Here is a 19,306-nt window from a genome sequence, read left to right on the forward strand (position 1 = left end):
TAGCTAATTATATAAAAAACAGTTAACATAACTTGTGGTAAAGAGTGTTTATCAAGAGCGTTCTATTTATATTTTTTTTATTAAAATGCTATTTACTTATTAAGTTGAAATGTATAACAATATAAGAGATGAAGGATAGTCAATTAGCAGTAGTATTCGATTGGGATAATACCTTAGTTGACACTCAAGATAACATTTTTAATGCTATTAAGCATACCATAAACTCAATGGGGTATAGTAATAAAGCTGCCGATAGAAATTCCCATGAGTCGAGAAAGAGCTATATGGTCAATTTATTTGGTGATCAGTGGAAAAAAGCAAATCAGATATATCAACAATATTTAGATGATGCACTATTGCAAAACATTGCTCTGAATCAAGGAGTAGAGAAAATGTTGCAGACACTGAAAAGCCACAATATTTATCTAGCAATAGTAAGTAATAAGAAAAATACTAATTTACGTAAAGAAGTTGCCTATTTTAAACTAGATTCTTACTTTGAAAGAGTAGTTGGGTCATGTGATACTGCAGAAGATAAACCATCTGCAACCCCACTGCTATTTGCACTAGAAGAGAGTACGTTACCTATAAATAGAGAAAATGTGTTTTTCGTTGGTGATAGCATCACAGATGTTCTGTGTGCACAAAATGCCAATTGTTTACCTATTATATACGGTCAATCAATAAGCGGTTATGAAGATTTGTCATGTTTTCAACATTTTGATAAACTTACAGATTTTATAATAAAGTATTTAGAAGATAGGTAATGACCGCTGTTACAGAGATTGCCAGTATACAAAGGCGCTTTTGCGCATATTTAATAGATGTAGCAATTTTATTAATTCCAACTTTATTAATTATACTGCTATTAGAGGATTCTCCGTTGATCTTACATCTATCATACATGTGTGTAAATTGTAGTTACTTCACATATTTTATATCTTCAAAGGCCCAAGCAACTCCAGGTCAACAGTTAATGAATATATGTACTATCAATTTAGATAATTCTAAAATAGACTTGAATTTAGCGTTTGACAGAAGCACTTCCCAGTTTTTTCTTCCTTTGTTAAACAGTGTAGTAGTTGTCCTTACTGAATTTTTGCAAGATCAGGAGGTATTAGTGAATGTCTTGAGTGCATTGAAAGTAATTATAATGCTGCTCACCCTCTATTGGTATCTAGTTGCTTGCTTCTCTAAGAAAAAACAGACATACCACGACATGCTATTTAATACGGTTGTTATCAAAGGAACTATTAAATGAGTTGCTATAACTATCGTTATCATATAAATTATGCTGATAAATTGAACTCAGGGAAGATTATGAATGAAGAGATAGTAAAACATTTGAACAAATTATTGACCAATGAGCTGACTTCTGTACGCCAGTATCTTTTGCATTTTGCGGTTCTCAAAAACAATGGAATTAATAGACTTGCAGAAAAGGTAAAAAATGAGCTTAACGAAGAACTTGAACATGCGAACAAGTTGGCAGAAAGAATTTTGTTATTTAAAGGAGTCCCAAATTTTCAAGATACAAATGGAATCTCAAAGTATGATGGAAAGTTTACAAAAGATACAATACAAAAAATCTTAGAAGCTAATTTGAAATTAGAGGGAAAAGGTATTAAGGATATCAAAGAAACGTTTTCTATCGCTGAGAAAGAAAAAGATTTTGTTAGTGTAATGTTATTAGAAGAGATGTTAAAAAATGAAGAAGAGCACTTCCATTGGATTGAGAAGCAGATCGATCTTATTGAACTAATGGGTGTTGAAAACTATTTAAGAACACAAATATAGAGTGTTAAAAAAGATAGTATTTATTTTAATTGTACCTTGTTTGCTCCTTTTTTTATTAGGATTATGGCAAGTATTCAGATTGAACTGGAAGAATAATATTATCAAAAATATGAATCTTCCTGTTGTTCATCTGTTGCCCAATAACGACCTTGAAAAATTTAACTATAGGCATGTCAAGATTGGTGGGATTCTAAGTGGCATAGAACTATATGTTTTTGCAGGGCAACACGGCTATTATGTATTATCTCCTATGCTGATTGCTACTGGACATTATATGTTAGTGAACAAAGGAATAGTTAAAGAAAAAAAAGAGGAAAAAGTAAAAATTGAAAAAGTAGTTGCAGATGGAACTTTATATTGCGATAGCAATAAAAGCAAAAATTGGTTTATCAAGAACGATACTGCTTCGAATACATGGTTTACCCTGAGTACAGAAGAAATTTCCAATGAGTTAGGTATTAAGCTAGAGAAGTGTATATTGTGGCCGAACAATTTTGGCAGCAAATTAGCTATACGGCCAATGAAGCATTTGGAATATGCAATCACTTGGTTTGCACTTTCCTTAACTTGGTTGATTATGTGCGTAATTTACTATAGGCAAAACCTCAATAAAGCTTGAAGCTTTCTGTACATAAAATTAGAGAAGTAGTCATTCATCTTTATCACTACCAAGGTCTTTTAACATACTGTAATTGCCTTTTCTAAATCTACTTTTTAAAGACGTAACTCCACTTTCGCTAATACCACTGAGGCTCAGTGCAGCTCCACCTAGCTGCAATCCTATCTCAGATGTTTCAGGAATAATTTTACTAGCTCCTAGATCTCTATAAACCTCCACATTACTCAGATCTGGTAAGCGTATTACAATATTTACATGCGGAAAATTTGCAGCAACTAAGGAAACAACTTTTTTTATAGTAACTTCATTCTTTATTGAAATAACGAGAGCTTGAGCTCTTTCTATTCCTACTGATTTTAAAATTTCACATCTTGTAACATCTCCAAGATATATAGGAAAACTATCACTTTTTCCTTCTTTGACTATTTTTGATTGAATATCTACAACAACGTAACAAAAATGCTCTGCAGTAAGCATTTTTGTTACCATGTATCCCACTCTACCAAATCCAGCAACTATTACATGGTTATAAAGATCTTGTGTATCTGTTTCAACAGCTTCATCATCTAATATTGTTTTCTCAGTGCTAAATGAGTTTGCTATCCAATCTCCAAGCCCCGATAAAAGAGGAGTGAAAGCCATGGTTACTGTAGTTACCATCATAAGTACTTGAGCGATTTCACTTGGTAGCACATTTAGCTCATCTGCTAAGCGAAATAAAATAAACGCAAATTCACCGCCTTGTGAAAGCAGTAACCCAGCTTGTATAGCAGGTGCACTCTTAAACCCAAAAAATCTACACAATATATATATGATAGATGTTTTTAAAACGATAAGGATAATCGATAATAAAGTAATTAGTGGTAACTTATTGAGTAAAAGTTCGGTATTGATAGACATACCAACAGTCATGAAAAATAAGCCAAGAAACAAATCTTTAAATGGCAATACTGCGTGTTCTACTGAGTGTCTGTATTCTGTTTCTGCAACTAACAATCCAGCGACAAATGCACCTAATGCCAACGATAAATGGAATTGCTCAGTAATAAATGCTGCTCCTAATACTATTAAAAGCGTTGTTGATATAAAGACCTCATTACTTTCCATTTTAGCAATAACCGAAAATAAAGGTCTAAGCAATAATCTACCAGTTATAAATATTAGCACTAATGCAATAGCTGCTTGCACCAATGAACCTGCCAATGAGCTTATCAGGCTGTGCTCAGAATTGCCAGCAAGTAAAGGTACCAATACTATTAATGGTACCACTGCAAAATCTTGCATTAATAGTACTGCTATTGACAACCTACCAACCTGACTTGCTTGAGAACCTTTTTCTTGCAGAACCTGCAACACTATTGCTGTTGAGGATAGCGCAAGCCCACCACCAATAACTGTTGCTATATTAGTATTCACACCGAAAGCAAGAGCGATGCACCATATTGCTACCATGGTAACTATAACTTGAAGAGAACCGAACCCAAATACATGAATACGCATAGCGATCAGGCGTTCAAATGTCAATTCAAGGCCTATAATGAATAATAGGAAAACTACACCAAATTCTGCAAGATTATCCATTGCTTCAGCTGAGTGTATCAGATTAAATCCATGAGAACCAATAACTGCACCTGCAACGAAGTAACCGAGCACTGGACTAATATTCATTTTCCAGAACGCTATGACTATAAACACAGCAGCAGAAAGTAAAATTATAATATCAAACAAATGCTGAGAGCCACTGTGCATGATATTTAACCTGTAGAATTAGACCATTTAATTGAGCAGCCAATACTTGATTTTTGGTCAATTGGAGAATTACCAGTTTCTGCAATAAATTTCATAGCTTGAAATAAGTCACTACTTCCTACTTCATAGCTTTGAACCTTTTCTTTTTTTGTGTCATTAAAACGTCCACGATAGCAAAGGTTTAAATTGGAATTAAAGCCAAAAAAGTCAGGAGTGCAAACAGCCCCGTATTCTTTAGCTATTTTCTGTGTACTATCAATTAAATATGGAAATGTAAACTTATTTTCCTTGGCAAAATTAATCATATTTTCAAAGGAATCTTCTGGATATTCATTTACATCATTTGACATTATTGCAACGGTGTTTACCTGATAATCTTTTTTCAATTGATCAACATCGCTTACCAGATTGCTAATAATTGACTGAACGTAAGGACAGTGATTGCATATAAACATTACAATAAGACCGTTTTTTCCACAACAGTCACTTAATGTATAGTATTTATTATCTACTCCCAAAAGATTAAAATCTTTTGCAGTAAAACTAAAATCGACTTTAGGAGTATTCAGAGCAACCATAGACTATTATTATACCGTTATGTAATTTACGGTCTTATTATTTAAATGTCAAACGGTTTCTATGTATACTGTTTGCATATTCTTTTTTAGTATTATAAAACTTATGTTCATAACTTTCGAAGGAATAGACGGCTCTGGTAAAACAACACAATCTAAGCTACTTACAAATCATTTTAAGCAAATTCACGGCGAAAATAATGTAGTGTCGACTCGAGAACCAGGTGGCACTGATTTTGCAGAAAAGATAAGAGGAGTGTTGTTAACAAATAATATTGATCCTATTTCTGAACTCTTGCTACTTATCTCGATGAGGCACGAACATATGAAAAAATTAATATTACCAGCTCTTGCAGAAGGGAAAATAGTGATTTGTGATCGGTTTATTGATTCAACCATTGCATACCAAGGATATGGGTTTGGAGTTGATTTAAAACTAATAGAAGATTTGCACAGGTTGGCTGGAGTTAGATATCCAGATATTACATTTATTCTAGATATTGATGTTAAAGTTGGGTTAAGTAGAGCGAAAGACAAGAATAAATATGAAGAAATGGATGTTAATTTTTATAATAAAGTTGGAAAAGGGTTTAAAGAAATCGCCATAAAAGAGCCCGGTAGGTGCCATGTCATCACTGAAATTGAAACAAAAAATGATAATCAAGTACACACTAAGATTATTGATAAAATCACTATTGCAAAGACTTAACTATATTTATTTAACCTCTACTAATTTAAACCGAACCTTTAACTTGTGATAGAAAATTATTAATTTTAGGTAACATTATTTCACATGAATAACTTTTTGTTTGAGTAGCTAAAAAATCCTGTATTTTGTCTGGATCTTCTTCACTTATTATCTTATATGCCCTTGTGAGGTTCATTAATTCACTTCTATTTTTTTAATTACTTACTTCAGTAATAGTAAAAAATTGATCAAAATGGTCTAAGAGGTCTTTATTTTTTATTGAAGACACAATATCGTCAATTTCTTTCACATATAATGCAAGTTTGTGTGCTTTACTACGATCTTCAAAACAAAGATTAACAAGCGCGTTGCAAAACCTATCTCTCGTAGTACTTCTCACTTCTGCTAATAAGGATTTAATATTTTCTTGGCAATGCACTCTCTTTACTGATTCAGCTGGTTCAACCATACCAAGAACATTCTTTACCAAAGATTTTTCTTCACAACTAAATATGAACATGTAATAACCCATAGATAGAGTAAAGAACAAGAATACGGCTGGGAGCAAAAATGGCACTAGTACATTTTGTGATACAGGAAAGATAAACCAGACAGCAGTTGCTGCTGATACAACAAGAAATAGCCCTAATAAAGTTAATTGCGCTCTTTTTTTATACTTATGATCAATGACTGCATTTACACCAATAGAAGCTACGTCAACCATTACTCATACCTCATTAAACAGTAATACTAACTGAATGATAGCATTATCGTGATGAAAATGCAACATTATGAATATTCTAATACAATTTATATTGACAGTTACAATTCTGAATGTTTTATTGCAGCGTTAGCTGATTAGCATTTTAAGCTAGGGTCAGATCTAATAGAGAGAGGATTTTTTTATTTTCTCATTCTTCTCATTTTCCTCTCTAACAATTTTTTTTCCGCTTAATATGTCCTTTATTTCATCTCCTGTTAAAGTTTCAAACTCCAGTAGATTTTCGGCAATGAGATCTAAGCCTTTCTTATGCTTGGTCAAAATGTCTTTCGCTTTTTCATAGCAAGAAGACACAACTTTCTTCACTTCTTCATCTATAAGTTTTAACGTATCTTCAGAAATTATCTCAGAACCATGCATAGTTTGTTCGCGATTGTGACAGATCGGACCTATTTTGTCGCTCATTCCCCATTTTGTTACCATAGAACGTGATAAATCTGATGCTAGTTTTATATCTGAAAATGCGCCGCTTGTGACTTTATCATAGCCAAAAATTAGCTCTTCTGCCACACGTCCACCCATTGCAACAGTTATATCTGCTAGTATCTTTTCTCTTGTGAGGGACACTCTATCTGTTTCTGGTAGTCTCATAACTAAACCGAGTGCCCTACCGCGTGGAATAATTGTTGCTTTGTGTATAGGATCAGAAGCAGGCATATTAACAGCAATCATCGCATGGCCAGCTTCATGGTATGCAGTCAGTCTCTTTTCCTCTTCTGTCATAATGAGAGATCGCCTTTCCACACCCATCATCACTTTATCACGTGCATATTCGAAATCATCCATGGTAACAATCTTCTTGTTTCTTCTTGCAGCAATAAGCGCAGATTCGTTCACTAAATTTGCTAAATCAGCCCCTGAAAAACCAGGTGTTCCTCTTGCAACTGTTTTCACATTTACATCAGGGGCCATTGATATTTTCTTTATATGCGTATTTAATATTTTCTCGCGCCCATTTATATCGGGTAAAGAAATAGTAATCTGCCGGTCAAAACGACCAGGCCTAAGCAGTGCTGGATCTAAGACATCCGGGCGGTTAGTCGCAGCAATTATTATTACGCCCTCATTAGACTCAAAGCCATCCATCTCAACTAATAACTGATTTAATGTTTGTTCTCTTTCGTCATTACCACCACCAAGACCAATGCCACGATGTCTACCCACCGCATCTATCTCATCTATAAAAATTATACAAGGAGCATTTTTCTTGCCTTGATCAAACATATCACGAACACGGCTCGCACCAACACCAACAAACATCTCAACAAAATCAGATCCAGAAATGCTAAAGAATGGCACATTAGCTTCTCCTGCAATTGCACGAGCAAGTAAAGTTTTACCAGTTCCAGGAGAGCCAATTAAAAGGCACCCTTTTGGTATTTTTCCACCTAATATTTGAAATTTTTGCCTTTGTTTAAGGAAATCAACGATTTCTACTAGCTCTTCTTTTGCTTCATCAATTCCGGCAACATCATCAAATGTTACTTTTTTCCCACTAGTCATGAGTCTAGCCCTTGACTTGCCAAAGCTTATAGTTCTGTTGCCCCCCGCTTGTGTTTGTTTAAGAAAGAATAGCAAAAAGCCAATAAAGATAAATGTTGGGACCCATGAGATAAGTAATCCACCAATTACGCTCATGGCAGAATCTCCAGTTGAAAAGGAGAATCTCACTTTTCTATCATGTAAATTTTTTATTAGGTCGCTATATATAACACCGCTTGAGTTGAAACTTGAACCATCCCTAAACTTGCCCTCAATGCTCTGGTTTTTTATGACAATATTTTCTACATCATTGTCTTCTACTCTAGTTAAAAATTCCGAAAAAGGTATGGTTGTTTTACTTCTACCTACATTTCCGCTGAACTGAATATAAGCAACTGAAATAAGAACAATAATTACTAACCAGATCAATAAGCCTTCTAAAAATTTTTTCATTTCTACTTCTAACTAAGTACTAATCAAGCTTACCAAATTTTGTTTTATCGTGCTATTAATAATGCATTGAACCTTATCGTCATTGGTATTTTTTTCGTTATAATTTACATCAGGATAAGCAAGCACCTTTCCATCTTTTTGTACCGTAGGCAAAGAATAGAAAACTTCAGGGCAGCAGTTGTAAACTTGAAAAAGCAGGTAGCTACTGCTCCATGTGCTTTCTTTTATGGGAAAATAGTTGCAAGGTCTAATATGTAGGAAAACCTTGTTGGACAAAGTAATTTGTTAATAAGATGACTTTATGTACGTTGCTGGAAACTATCCTTCATATTACACTGGCAAGCTACATGTTCTACTCTTGCACTATTTATTCTTTTGAATTCACGATAAAAATCATCCATAGTAATAGTAGGAATAGCGCCTTCATGGTTTCTGTTTATAGCATTATATTTTACTTTTTTTGCCAAATTAGATAAATAAGCTCCTGAATAATCAGAAGTGCGGCTTACAATTTCTTCCAGATTTACGTCTGGTGCTATTTGTATATTCTTTAAATTGATATTCAATATTTTCTTATGCTCCTTTTCTCCAGGTAGAGAAATACGAATGCACTCACCTAGGCGCCCAGGTCTCAAGAGTGCTTCATCTATAAGAGGCAAATGATTTGTTGCACCAATTACTATTACATCTTTTCTAGATTTTATCCCATCCAGTTCACTCAATAACTGAGTGATCATCCGCCTCTCTTCATTATTACTAGCAGAAGTTTCTGAATTATTTCGTCTACTAACGGCATCTATTTCATCTATAAAGAGTATGCAAGGAAAATTTTTTCTTAATTTTTCGAAAAGATCACGAATGTAAGCTGGACCAGCACCCATTAATGATTTAGAAAACTCAGACGCTGAAACACTATAACACGGAATATTAACTTCGCCTGCAATTGCACGAACAAGGAGGGTTTTACCATTTCCGGGGGGACCGTATAAAATGTAGCCTGTTGGTATATCACAATTGAATTGTTTAAATTTTTTCTATTTTTTATGAAATTGCAAATCATTTCTAATGATTTCTTCACCTTATCGGAGATTGCAACATCACTAAATTTTAATTTCTCTTCTTCTGTAATTAATTTATCGTCTAAGCTAATGCTAAAATTTTTTTTGTATATCACCCAGCCAAATACCAGCACACCTAGAAATATTATAATGGAAATGCTACCTAAAATGACATCTTCATTTATGGCTTCTGTTGAAAAGAGGATGTGAACCCTTTTGTCGCGTAAAATTTTTATGAGATCATTAGATATAATACTGACTAACTTAAAACTTGATCCATCCTTAATCTTACCTACAATACTATTTTCACTTATATCTATAACAACACTTTTTATATCGTTACTTTCTAATCTGTCTGAAAATTCTGAAAAAGATATAGTAGTTAGACCTTCACCTTGAAAAAACAGCATATAAATTGCAAAAATGGTAGCAGCAATTGCCAGACATAAGAGAGCAATTTTAAGGAATTTCTACCGAGTCATTTAATTTTCACCTGAAAGAATTGAGCTTATCAGATTTTCGTATAATATGTTAGTAATAATACACTTAACTCCATTATTATCGATTTTCTGATTACTTTGACATGTACTAGGATAAGCAAGCACCTTTCCATCTTTTTGTACTGTAGGCAAAGAATAAAAGACTTCAGGGCAGCAGTTGTAATCCTTCAGAAATTCAGGAACTTTTTGTGTTTTTTTTAATGGAGCGATGATAACTGAACACTCTTGATTTCCGAGTATTGTGCAGCTAAATCTGTTATCCCATTGAGTAGGTTCATTTAAAGGTAGGTTTACGGTAATTTCTTGTATCTTTGACGATTCTCTAATTATTAAGATATTTTCTCCATATTTTCTTATTTTGCACCCAGAAAGTGTACAGTTAACATTACTATCCTTTTGCAATATTTTATTAAATATCGCAATAAGGCTATTGTACCTTGGTTTATAATGTTTACTGGCAATTGCCATTATAGAGTAAAGAAGAAGCCTCAAGGCTGTTTCCTCTGGCAATTGATAAAATTCACTTAGTTTAATTTCAATATAACCAAGATCATGAACATTAACACAGTCATTAAATGCAAGGCGTGTGTAGTGCATCAACGCTTTTGCAGCTCTTTTCATATGAAGGGCTGTGAGGCATATTCGCTCTGTTAAAATCTCTTGATTGTCACTTGCTTTAAGTAAGCTACGGTATAAAGTTCGCCTGTATTTTAAGTTATAGTTGCTTCTATCTTCGATCCATTTTAACCGGTGAAGCTTAGCGTACTTTTCTATTTCACTACGACTAAAATTTAACAATGGCCTAAATATATAAATACCATTTAAGAAAGATTTGTAATCCATTGATGATAATCCATCTACGCCACTACCTCGCTCCAATCTTAATAAGAACGTTTCTGCTTGATCATCTTTGTGATGAGCAACGAGCAAACATTTAACATTATTGTTTTTACAACACTCTGCTAGTAACTTATATCGTGCTTTTCGTGCCTGTAATTGAATATTACCTTTAATATTTTGCTTCTCCCAATTTAATATGAACGATTCCTTTGCTCCAAGTTCTTTTGCATAACTTATAACAAAATCAGCTTCTTTTTGAGACTCTGAACGTAACCCATGATTTACTGTTAATGCTATAGGAAGTGAAAGCTTGTTTTTTTTTGCCCAGTTAGTCATTAAGTGCAGTAAGACTATACTATCTACACCACCTGATACTGCAACTGCGATTTGTTTATAGAAAGCAAAGCTATTAGCTATATTTTGAAATAATAACTCTAATTTCATTATGTTTCTTGATGGCAAGATAGTCTCTACGTCATACAGCGACTTATTTGTGGTATATATAGATCCCGCTAATAAGCAGCGGAATTGCTCTCTTTTGTCATCCCAGTGCTTGACACTGGGATCCAGGTTTTAATGCAAGAAACTATTTCTTTATTCCAGAAAATGAAAATTCCACTCTACGATTTTTAGCATGCTCTTTTTCATATTTAGAATTTCTAGAATCATCTTTTACATTAACCAAAGGCTCAGTTTCACCCTTAGAAGCAGTTTTTATTCTGTTTTCTATGTAGGGTGCACAACTAACCATAAATTTTTTAGCTGCATCTGCCCTTCTAGCGCCTAGCGCAAGATTATATTCATGAGAACCACGGTTGTCAGTATGACCAGTTAAAGTAACCTTCGCGTCAGGGTTATCTTGTAACACCTCCATTACGTCAAGTAATGCATCTGCGCTTACTTCAGTAATACTAGATTCATCATAACCAAAGAAAACTCTTTTATCACCTATCTGCTTAACAACAGAATTCATTTTATTTGTTGTATTTGCTCCTTTTTTTGGGCAAGAACTTACACCAGTAAGTAGCAAACAAAAACAGCACATTATAACCAGTCTACTCCACATTACTAAACCTCCATAAATTTTAAAATAGTGCGTAACTTTAATTTCAGTAGCTAATAATCTCTCCATATTGTAATATAGTCAAGAGAAATAAAATACTAAATACTTTTTCTACACCCTTACAATTAATTTTCTTATAATATGCTGGACTCTGAGTAGAAAAATCCAATAAAGGAATAAAAAGTACAATTTTTTATTGTACTTTAAGCAAATATACTTTTAACTTTATTATTAATCTATTACGATATTAAACAGATGTTTTCTAAAATAATGAACAAATTATGAAATCTTATAAGTTTTTAGAGGAAGTATTATATAGGGTAAAGAATATCGAAAATACGCTAAAAGTACTAAACCAAAGCCAATTGAATATAGAGGACAAAGTTGAACAAATGAATCTTCTAGAAGAAATCAGACATGAAATTATCTCTCATGATGCAATAAAGGAATCATTAGCAGATGCTCTTGGTAACAAAAAAAGTGCAAATACTCAGCAGCTAAAGTTAATAGAGAGAATACATAAAAGCAACAGTGCTGTTCCTATTGATTTAGTAAAGTCTTTATCCAAAGCTAAGGTTGAATGCCAAAATTTATGGAAACTATCTCATTCTGAAACCAGTAACTTAGAAAAACTAAAAGAACGTTTTACTGATTTAATCACACTCATTCGCGAAGTAGCTTCTATAAAATCGCAGCAATTAAAATGCTCAAAATACGACTCACTGCTTGCTGACTATGACTCTGATATCACAGAAAAGAATATAAGGGAAGTATTCCCCAAGGTAGGCAAATTTTTTAGCGAAAATGTGGATGAAATAATTGAAAAGCAGAAAAAGGATAAGGTTACTAATATACAAAGAGTTGCTACTCAGAAGCAGATTGAACTTGGCTCGTTATGTTTACAGCAAATGGGTATTGCACTAAATGAGATTCGTACTTCTTATTACTACCCTATAGATTATGATGAATCTGATTTTTGTTATGGTTTATTTTCACTTTTACGGCATAGTGGTTATGCGATTTATCAAAAATGTTTAGCGCAAAATTCTATAAGTAGCCCAATTACGAGACATGTTATGTATGAAACTCAAGGGTTATTCATGGAAAGGATGATTGGAACATCCAGAGAATTTATTGAGTTCATTCAACCACACATAAAAGAGAAATTTGCTATAAAAGGCAAAACTAATAGCAGTGTTGAAAATTTGCACTTGGTTTTCAATGAAATAAACCTTTCCTCTTCTTTAAAGAACGCAGATGAATTTAGTCTGTTAGCTCATATTATGTTGAGAACTAGGTTAGAACAGGATATAATAAATGGTACACTGGAAGTTAAGGATCTGCACGATGCGTGGCTGGAAGGTATGAAGCACTATAAAATTCCAGTAAAAGCTAAAAATGAGCTGGACACTTATTTTCAAGATGAATATTGGGCAAGCGGTGTTATGGGCTACTTTCCTATAAAAATTATTGCTTTAATTGCTGCTGTGCAGATTTTCTCTTTCGTTAAAAAGAATCATTACGAATCATTAAGTGCTATAATAAAAGGAGATTTTAGTTTACTTATCAGCTGGTTATCTCAAAATATATACAGTGCAAAGTGTGGCCTGGAACTGCTAAAAAAAGTAACAGGCAAGGGTTTAGACGTTGAGTGTGTTACTTACTACCTATCTAAAAAGTATAATTTGTCTCAATAAATGGTTTTCTTGAGTTATGTATGAATTTTGTTCGAGAATTGACCAGAAAGTTTTATAGCCTTTTTACTTTCAAAGGTTTGTTTGCTAGCGATATTGCCATAGACCTTGGTACTGCAAACACTTTAGTTTATCAGAAAAATCAGGGAATAGTGCTTGATGAGCCTTCAGTTGTAGCAAGAGTAAAAGAAAAAGGAAGCTACGTTCCTTATGCTTTTGGTAAAAAAGCTAAAATGATGCTTGGAAAAACGCCTGGAGAAATAGAGGCGATAAGGCCCTTAAAGGATGGAGTTATTGCTGATTTTAAAAGTGCGGAAGAAATGCTAAAATATTTCATACGCAGTGCAAACACAAAATTCACTGTTAATAAACCTAATATTATCATATGCGTTCCATCTGGATCCACGCCAGTTGAAAGGCGTGCTATACAAGATGCAGCAGAAAGTGCTGGTGCAAATGAAGTATTTTTGATTGAAGAACCAATGGCTGCAGCAATCGGAGCTGGGCTCCCAGTTACTGAACCTGAGGGTTCTATGATCGTTGATATAGGAGGCGGTACAACTGAAGTTGCAATTATTTCTTTAGGCGGAATTGTTTATTCACGTTCTGCCAGAGTAGGTGGCGATATTATGGATGAAGCAATAAAATCTTATATTCGTGAAAATCATAAGTTATTAATCGGTGAAACAACTGCTGAAAAAATTAAGAAAAACGTAGGTTCAGCCAGTCTGCCAGGTGAAAATAACAAAGAGGGAATGATAATTAAAGGCAGGGATTTAGTGAGTGGCATGCCAAAAGAAATGCTTTTATCAGAATATCAAGTTGCAGAGAGTTTAATAGAGCCTGTACATCAGATAATTTCTGCTATTAGGACTGCACTGGAGAGCACTCCACCTGAACTTTCTTCTGATATAGTCGATAGAGGAATAATTTTATCCGGTGGTGGTGGATTATTGCGTAACTTGGGCAAAGTTATCAGTGAAACAACAAAATTACCAGTTCGTGTTGCAGATGACCCACTTTGTTGTGTTGCCTTGGGTAGTGGAAAAGTGCTTGAAAACATGGATTATTTTGGCCATGTTTTATTCAAGCAAGATTAAATTGTTTTTGAAGGTAGTTTATCGAATTGTTTTGATGGAATTATGTAATATAAATGAGATCCCAGTGTCACGCACCAAGTAATTTGAAGGCAACTTCCAGCAGGAAAGGGTGTCATCCGAGTAGCTGACACTGGGATCCAGGAAACTTGATTACAAATAAATATGCTGTTTTAATGAATTTGCATAAATAGACACTAGATTCCAGTGTCAGCTACTTTCATGACATCATCTACTATGTAAATTGCCCCCAAATCAAAACGTTTGCACAGTTGTATGTTGGAATGACACAAGATTTGCGTTTATAAATTAAGGCGATTATGCTAAAAGAATTTGAAATTGAACCTTTGTTAAAAGATAAAGCTCCGCACCAAACCAAGGCTATTGTTGCAATGTCCGGGGGAGTTGATAGCTCCGTTGCTGCAGCACTGCTATATAACTTTGGGTACCAGGTGATAGGTGTGACTCTTCAACTCTATGGCACCGACGGTAATGCTAACGCAAGAAAAGGTGCATGTTGTGCTGGACAGGATATTTACGACGCTAAGCGCGTGGCTGAAAGTGTTGGCTTTCCTCACTATATTTTAAACTATGAGGAAATATTCAAAAAGGAAGTAATAGAGGATTTTGCGAGTACCTATATGCGTGGGGAAACTCCCATACCATGTGTGAGATGTAACCAAATGGTAAAATTTCGTGATCTATTGCAAGTTACAAAAAATCTTGGTGCGGATGTGCTTGTAACAGGACATTACGTGAGAAGATTAGAAAAAAATGGTGAGGTAAAGTTGTGCAGAAGCATTGATAAAAGTAAAGATCAAAGCTATTTTCTATTTGCTACAACAAAGGAGCAGTTGAAGCTTTTGCGATTTCCACTAGGTGGGTTCTATAAAAGTGATATAAGAAAATTAGCAAAGTATTTCAGCTTACAAATTTCTGAAAAGCCGGACAGTCAAGATATATGCTTTGTTTCCGAAAGCTATAGTAAAACAATAGCTAAATTAGCTCCACAATCTGTACAGAAAGGTAAAATAGTGGATGTTAATGGAAAAGTACTAGGCGAGCACAGTGGCATAGTAAATTTTACAGTGGGGCAAAGAAAGGGCTTGGGTATCGCACACAATGAACCTCTTTATGTGATAAAAATTAATACAGAAAATAATGAGGTTATAGTAGGTCCGATCAACGCATTAATGCAAAAAAAAATATTGATCAAGGAGTTAAATTGGTTAGAACAACCAAAGGAAGGTATGGAAGTAACTGTGAAGCTGAGATCATCACATGCGGGAAGTTTAGCAACAATACATTCAACTGACGAAAAAAATAAAGCCTGTGTCATTTTAAACAACGATTACTTTGGCATCAGTCCAGGTCAAGCCTGTGTAGCGTATAAAGATGAGCAAGTAATTGGCGGTGGATGGATATGCTCTTAACTAAAGGCTTTAATGCAGAGTGTAAACGTACAATAATATTTATTGCTATTTTACCATATATCCTTTATACTATAAGGGTAATTATTATACTACAGGTTTCAGCAATGGTTAAGGAAGTTGAAGAACTAATAAAAATTGTTGGTAAGGGTAATTTATTAGAGACTTTGTTTATTTTTTTAGGTGGCTTTCAACATGCTGACTTAGATCGTAGTATGGACCGCAGAAATCATTTTGGTTTGTCTGCATTCATTAAAAAAGAGAGGGAGCCATTAGATGAATATTTAAACTTAAAGTTTAGTCTACAAGGGCTGTTTTTAATTTATGCTCAAGCTTATAAGATACTTAGTGAAAATAATGAACTAAGTACTGAGGGTGTTATTAATCGAATATATAAAGTTGTTGAAGAGTCTGGACTAAATCAAGATATAAATGAAGTAGTAGATGGAAGGAAATTAGATTTACTTAACATCTTAGCAAATCCAAAGAGAGAACCAATATTTAAAACAGAAGAAGATTTTGAAAATAAAGTACTCATTGGTCTTAGAAAGTTACTAAGTGAAGGAAATACATTAAACAAATATAACAGAGAATTTGCATTAAATAAGTGCGTTATCAGCAGCTATTATTCCATTCATGATATAAAAGCAGATAAAGATATAGCATTGTTCTTTTCTTTGGGTGATCACTATAAAGAACTTTCGTCATCTAACAAAACAGTAAAAAGAGAAGTATTAGAGATATGTGAGAATCAGTTAATAGCGCATTATACAATGTTCTTAGCTAAAGCACTACATATGATCAAGTTATCAAGTAGAGATGGAACCATCAAATATACAATCAACCATGAGAATGTGGATCGACAAGAGAAAGAATTAAAAATGGATGGATTAATATATCCTATAAATACAAAAAACACCCTAGAGCAACTGTTAAAAAACCAAAATAGTGATGAATTTGAACAATTAGTAACGAGCCCTAAAAATATATACTACTCAGTGCCACAAGGAGAGAATAAATGTAGGCCAAATTTCATTGTCAGCAAGAAAAAAGAAAAAGACCATAAAAACACAGTCTGTAAACTTATTTTGGGTATGTTTGTATTATCTGTTGGGTTATATGTTGCTGATTATTTCCTTATGGAGCAAAAATTGCTCAACTCAATAAAAAATGTTTTGCCACAAGACAACCTTACTAACTTGATAGTTGGTGCGGTGCTTACTATTGTAATAGTATATGCTTTATTTCAATTATCACAGAAACCACCACTTTCAACAGTCAATGGAATGACGAATGAAAATTTAGAATCGCTCCATGCAAAACAAGCTTAGAACTACATAAATGTAGCAACTTAAAAGTACATATTGTATAATGCTTATTCTTAAGTTAAGAAGGTAATTTATGGATTTAAGTAAAATAACAGCGGTACCAAATGCGGTGAATGTGGTAATTGAAATAAGTGCAAATGCTGAGCCTGTAAAGTATGAATTTAATAAAGAGCTTGGGTTGTTACAAGTTGACAGATTTTTGTCTACCTCAATGACTTATCCTTGCAATTATGGGTTTATACCAAATACCTGCGCAGGTGATGGTGATCCTGTGGATGTTTTGGTGCTAACTCAATTTCCCTTAGCATCTAGTGTTTTAATATCGGTGCGTCCAATAGGCGCATTACTCACTAAAGATGAAAAAGGAGAAGATGAAAAGATATTAGCTGTGCCTGTTTCCAGTGTTGATAGCTATTATGACAATATAAAGGACTATTCTGACTTATCTAAAAACCTATTAGATAAAATTGCTCATTTCTTTTCTCATTATAAAGATCTAGAAAAGGGAAAAACGGTAGCAGTTGGAGAATGGGTTGGTGTAGAAGAAGCAAAGAAAATCATTGAAAAAAGCAGAAATTAGTCTACGTTGATTTACCCTGGAATTACAGTTATTCGGAAAAATGTTGTTGTTTTTAATGGGTAAATATTGCAATTAAAAGCATTAGACAGGCGGTAGAGGTCTTGGTATTATATAATCTTTAGGTTCTAAATTTGGAAGGGTGGCCGAGCGGCTGAAGGCGGCGGTTTGCTAAACCGTTATACGATTGAAAAGTCGTATCGAGGGTTCGAATCCCTCTCCTTCCGTATACTGTTTTAGCACGGTCTGAATTCGCTATATTGGCATGTTTTTAGCCTGTTTAGGTATGTACCTGATCTTGTTGCAATGGTTTTTATTTCCGTCTTTGCTTAGATAGCTATTAAAAAGTTGGCTAGCGTTGACTCAGTATTTATTATAGAATTAGTTATTAACCTTACTTATATGCATAAAATACTAATTTTGCTGTTGATAGTGTTGCCACTTATGTTGCTTGCAGCCGAGATTGAAATTGTTGCAGATGTAAATGGTGAGCCAATTTCAAATTTAGATATCGAAAAACGCATCAACTTTATAAATTCATTGTTTGGCACTCAAAGTGTTAATCAAAAAGAAGCAAAACCTCAAATTCTTAGGGAGCTAATAGACGAAATTATCATTATCAATGAAGCGCAGAGGCTGAATATAAAATTGAGCAACGAGGAGTTAGATAACGCTATCATATTATTTTTAACCCAAAGTTTTAAACTTAAGGCTAATGAAGTTGATCAATACATAAAAAAGCATAATATAGATCTTAGTATTTTAAGAAAACAAATAAAATGTCAGTTACTATGGAGCAAAATTATTGAAGTAAGAATTGTGCCATTTATTAATATAAGCGATAAAGAAGTAGATGATGTAAAAAGGCAAACAGAAAAGCCGGATTATCTTATCACGTTCCAAGAGTTTATAATTCCTGATCAAAAAGACAAGGATGTTTATGGCATAGCTGAAGATTTAGTAAAAAAATTACGTGATAGTAATAACCCGGAATCTCCAATAAAGATGCGTAAAGCAACAGTTAATTTAAGTCAGCTCAAAGATAAACTTAAGAGCGTTTTAGAAAGACTAGAAACCGGCGATATAGCAGGCCCATTCAGTTTCAGTGAAGGTTACTCTATTATAAAAGTCATAGACAAGGTACAACTTAATTATGCACTGCTGGAAAGCACTTTAAAATTAAAACAGATTGTGGTTGAGGGTTCAGAAAGTTTATTGGATAATTTTAAAGAGCAAAAGGTCAATTGTTTAAATTTTGACAAATTAGCAGATGATTTTAAGTTGCCAAACGCAAAAGAGTTTGAAATAAAAATGCGAGATTTAAATCCTGATTTACAGATTTTATTTAGTAAAACAAGTGTGAATGAAATAGTAGAATTAAGAGAAAATGGCACTGCAAAGTTAATGATGTTGTGTGATATCAAGAGTAATGCAGCGGATATGGAAGCAATTAAACAGCAGATATACCAACAAAAGATTATGATACAAAGCAACTTGTTATTAGATGATATGCGTAAAAATTCAGCTGTCAGTTATCGGTATAGTTGAAGTCAGAGAGTGTCCTTGTCTCTGTCT

Annotated in this window: 20 protein-coding genes, 1 tRNA gene and 1 pseudogene; 12 read left to right on the forward strand and 10 right to left on the reverse strand. The window is 33.8% G+C overall.

What is annotated here, in order from left to right; genetic code table 11:
- Nucleotides 1-128: 128 nt before the first annotated feature.
- Genes OM966_RS02220 through OM966_RS02235 form a run of 4 tightly spaced genes read left to right on the forward strand, consistent with a single transcriptional unit; the run spans nt 129 to nt 2,416 of the window.
- Nucleotides 129-767, forward strand: coding sequence for an HAD family hydrolase (locus OM966_RS02220; RefSeq protein ID WP_253309895.1), 639 nt, complete (start codon nt 129-131; stop codon nt 765-767).
- On the forward strand, nt 767-1,261 hold the full coding sequence (locus OM966_RS02225) for an RDD family protein (RefSeq protein ID WP_264328649.1): 495 nt from the start codon (nt 767-769) through the stop codon (nt 1,259-1,261). The genes OM966_RS02220 and OM966_RS02225 overlap by 1 nt, the downstream gene beginning before the upstream one ends.
- A gap of 59 nt (nt 1,262-1,320) precedes the next feature.
- On the forward strand, nt 1,321-1,797 hold the full coding sequence (gene bfr, locus OM966_RS02230; RefSeq protein ID WP_264328650.1) for a bacterioferritin: 477 nt from the start codon (nt 1,321-1,323) through the stop codon (nt 1,795-1,797).
- 1 nt (nt 1,798) lies between these two features.
- Nucleotides 1,799-2,416: an SURF1 family protein gene (locus OM966_RS02235; protein ID WP_264328651.1), complete on the forward strand. Its 618-nt coding sequence runs from the start codon at nt 1,799-1,801 to the stop codon at nt 2,414-2,416.
- Nucleotides 2,417-2,446: 30 nt separating this feature from the next.
- On the opposite strand, the gene OM966_RS02240 is transcribed toward OM966_RS02235, so the two are convergent.
- Both OM966_RS02240 and OM966_RS02245 read right to left on the reverse strand, forming a co-directional pair.
- Complete coding sequence (locus OM966_RS02240; protein WP_264328652.1) at nt 2,447-4,165, reverse strand: monovalent cation:proton antiporter-2 (CPA2) family protein; 1,719 nt, start codon at nt 4,163-4,165, stop codon at nt 2,447-2,449.
- 5 nt (nt 4,166-4,170) lie between these two features.
- Nucleotides 4,171-4,743, reverse strand: a complete 573-nt coding sequence (locus OM966_RS02245; RefSeq protein ID WP_182367219.1) for a thioredoxin family protein — start codon at nt 4,741-4,743, stop codon at nt 4,171-4,173.
- A 103-nt stretch (nt 4,744-4,846) separates the two neighbouring features.
- Between OM966_RS02245 and tmk the strand changes: the two genes are divergently transcribed.
- Nucleotides 4,847-5,449, forward strand: a complete 603-nt coding sequence (tmk, locus tag OM966_RS02250) for a dTMP kinase (protein WP_264328653.1) — start codon at nt 4,847-4,849, stop codon at nt 5,447-5,449.
- Nucleotides 5,450-5,474: 25 nt separating this feature from the next.
- On the opposite strand, the gene OM966_RS02255 is transcribed toward tmk, so the two are convergent.
- From OM966_RS02255 to OM966_RS02290, 8 genes and pseudogenes are all read right to left on the reverse strand, one after another.
- Nucleotides 5,475-5,624, reverse strand: coding sequence for a hypothetical protein (locus OM966_RS02255; RefSeq protein ID WP_264328654.1), 150 nt, complete (start codon nt 5,622-5,624; stop codon nt 5,475-5,477).
- A gap of 18 nt (nt 5,625-5,642) precedes the next feature.
- Nucleotides 5,643-6,152 (reverse strand): hypothetical protein, encoded by a 510-nt coding sequence (locus OM966_RS02260; RefSeq protein ID WP_264328655.1) that lies wholly within the window; start codon nt 6,150-6,152, stop codon nt 5,643-5,645.
- Between the two features lie 159 nt (nt 6,153-6,311).
- Nucleotides 6,312-8,144, reverse strand: coding sequence for an ATP-dependent zinc metalloprotease FtsH (gene ftsH / locus OM966_RS02265; RefSeq protein WP_264328656.1), 1,833 nt, complete (start codon nt 8,142-8,144; stop codon nt 6,312-6,314).
- Nucleotides 8,145-8,156: 12 nt separating this feature from the next.
- Nucleotides 8,157-8,333: pseudogene (locus tag OM966_RS02270) on the reverse strand (tRNA lysidine(34) synthetase TilS); the annotation flags it as partial.
- A 110-nt stretch (nt 8,334-8,443) separates the two neighbouring features.
- Entirely contained in the window at nt 8,444-9,136 is a 693-nt protein-coding gene (locus tag OM966_RS02275) for an ATP-binding protein (protein ID WP_319604692.1), read from the reverse strand.
- Entirely contained in the window at nt 9,025-9,660 is a 636-nt protein-coding gene (locus OM966_RS02280; protein WP_319604694.1) for an ATP-dependent metallopeptidase FtsH/Yme1/Tma family protein, read from the reverse strand. The genes OM966_RS02275 and OM966_RS02280 overlap by 112 nt, the downstream gene beginning before the upstream one ends.
- A 24-nt stretch (nt 9,661-9,684) precedes the next feature.
- Nucleotides 9,685-10,986 (reverse strand): tRNA lysidine(34) synthetase TilS, encoded by a 1,302-nt coding sequence (gene tilS / locus OM966_RS02285; protein ID WP_264328657.1) that lies wholly within the window; start codon nt 10,984-10,986, stop codon nt 9,685-9,687.
- Between the two features lie 142 nt (nt 10,987-11,128).
- A complete protein-coding gene (locus OM966_RS02290) occupies nt 11,129-11,608 on the reverse strand; it encodes an OmpA family protein (RefSeq protein WP_264328658.1) in 480 nt (159 codons plus the stop codon).
- A 278-nt stretch (nt 11,609-11,886) separates the two neighbouring features.
- Here OM966_RS02290 and OM966_RS02295 point away from each other — a divergent pair, with 278 nt between their 5' ends.
- The 7 genes from OM966_RS02295 to OM966_RS02325 all read left to right on the forward strand — a co-directional run bounded on the left by OM966_RS02295 (nt 11,887) and on the right by OM966_RS02325 (nt 19,279).
- Entirely contained in the window at nt 11,887-13,302 is a 1,416-nt protein-coding gene (locus tag OM966_RS02295) for a gluzincin family metallopeptidase (RefSeq protein WP_264328659.1), read from the forward strand.
- 20 nt (nt 13,303-13,322) lie between these two features.
- Nucleotides 13,323-14,399 (forward strand): rod shape-determining protein, encoded by a 1,077-nt coding sequence (locus tag OM966_RS02300; protein WP_264328660.1) that lies wholly within the window; start codon nt 13,323-13,325, stop codon nt 14,397-14,399.
- A 317-nt stretch (nt 14,400-14,716) separates the two neighbouring features.
- Complete coding sequence (mnmA, locus tag OM966_RS02305; protein WP_264328661.1) at nt 14,717-15,829, forward strand: tRNA 2-thiouridine(34) synthase MnmA; 1,113 nt, start codon at nt 14,717-14,719, stop codon at nt 15,827-15,829.
- Nucleotides 15,830-15,933: 104 nt separating this feature from the next.
- Nucleotides 15,934-17,157: a WD1261 family protein gene (locus OM966_RS02310; RefSeq protein ID WP_319604696.1), complete on the forward strand. Its 1,224-nt coding sequence runs from the start codon at nt 15,934-15,936 to the stop codon at nt 17,155-17,157.
- 70 nt (nt 17,158-17,227) lie between these two features.
- Nucleotides 17,228-17,734 carry an inorganic diphosphatase gene (gene ppa / locus OM966_RS02315; RefSeq protein WP_182183735.1) on the forward strand — a complete coding sequence of 169 codons (507 nt, stop codon included), beginning with the start codon at nt 17,228-17,230 and terminating at the stop codon, nt 17,732-17,734.
- Nucleotides 17,735-17,867: 133 nt separating this feature from the next.
- Nucleotides 17,868-17,958: transfer RNA gene (locus OM966_RS02320), tRNA-Ser, on the forward strand.
- Between the two features lie 175 nt (nt 17,959-18,133).
- Nucleotides 18,134-19,279 carry a SurA N-terminal domain-containing protein gene (locus tag OM966_RS02325; RefSeq protein WP_264328663.1) on the forward strand — a complete coding sequence of 382 codons (1,146 nt, stop codon included), beginning with the start codon at nt 18,134-18,136 and terminating at the stop codon, nt 19,277-19,279.
- The last annotated feature ends 27 nt before the right edge of the window (nt 19,280-19,306 follow it).

It is taken from the genome of Wolbachia endosymbiont (group A) of Andrena hattorfiana (assembly GCF_947179565.1).
Classification (GTDB): domain Bacteria; phylum Pseudomonadota; class Alphaproteobacteria; order Rickettsiales; family Anaplasmataceae; genus Wolbachia.